The organism is Hymenobacter agri (assembly GCF_054778495.1).
Map to the genome: position 1 here is coordinate 1 of NZ_BAAGZM010000422.1, position 926 is coordinate 926.

At 59.0% G+C, this 926-nt stretch carries 1 protein-coding gene; it reads right to left on the bottom strand.

Features of this window, described 5'->3' with window-relative positions; genetic code table 11:
• Positions 1 to 219: 219 nt before the first annotated feature.
• Positions 220 to 777 (bottom strand): inorganic diphosphatase, encoded by a 558-nt coding sequence (locus ACYVDE_RS16955; protein ID WP_460502735.1) that lies wholly within the window; start codon positions 775 to 777, stop codon positions 220 to 222.
• Positions 778 to 926: the final 149 nt, after the last annotated feature.

Below are 926 nucleotides of genomic sequence, written 5' to 3' on the forward strand. Positions count from 1 at the left end.
ACAGCACGGCGTCGAGGGCCCGCCGCGCGAGGCTGCGGCCGGCTTCGGGGGCGGCGAGGGAAGCGGGAGAATCCACGGCGCGAAGGTAGAAGCGAAGGGCCGATGGCCGGGCACAAAACGAGTACCCCGAAATTCCCTGGCGGCCCGCCGGAACATCAACTGTTCACGCGGGCCGCCAGGGAATTTCGGGGTACTCGGGCCGACGGGCCGGGCGCTGCGCTATTTAGCGGCGCGGTCGCCGAAAGTTTCTTCGTAGAGCTTAATGCTGTCGTTGATGATGCGGTAGGCATCTTCCTTGCCCATAAAACGCTCTACGGTGACGTGCTTGTTGTGCTCCAGGGCTTTATAGTCCTCGAAGAAGCGCTGCATTTCGAGCAGGGTGTGCGGGGGCAGGTCGGCGATGTCGTTGTAGTGGTTCACCGAAATATCGTGGGCGGCCACGGCAATGATTTTATCATCCTCTTCGTCCTGGTCCACCATCTGCATCACGCCAATGACTTTGGCCTCGACGAGGCACATGGGCACGATATCAACCGAGCAGAGCACCAGAATGTCGAGGGGGTCTTTGTCGTCGCAATAGGTTTGCGGAATGAAGCCGTAGGCGGCCGGGTAGTGCACGGCCGAGAACAGCACGCGGTCGAGTTTCAGCAGGCCGCTCTCTTTGTCGAGCTCGTATTTGCCTTTGCTGCCTTTCGGAATTTCGATGATAGACTGAACGACGGAGGGGGTTTCGTCGCCGCGCGACACGTCGTGCCAGGGATTGAAGTGGTTGGTCATAAGGGGGTGGAATCAGCCGCCGACTTGGCGGCTGAAGGTCAAAATTACAAGCAGATGAGGGAGTTTGTTTATTAATGTAGAACGTCATGCCGCGCGCAGCGAAGCATCTTGCGAGCTTCGACTAAACCAATCGAGCGGATTACTCCGGC

What these genes read in the sequence shown, in the direction of transcription:
- ACYVDE_RS16955 (WP_460502735.1), bottom strand. Translation starts at nt 777, where the DNA reads ATGACCAACCACTTCAATCCCTGGCACGACGTGTCGCGCGGCGACGAA.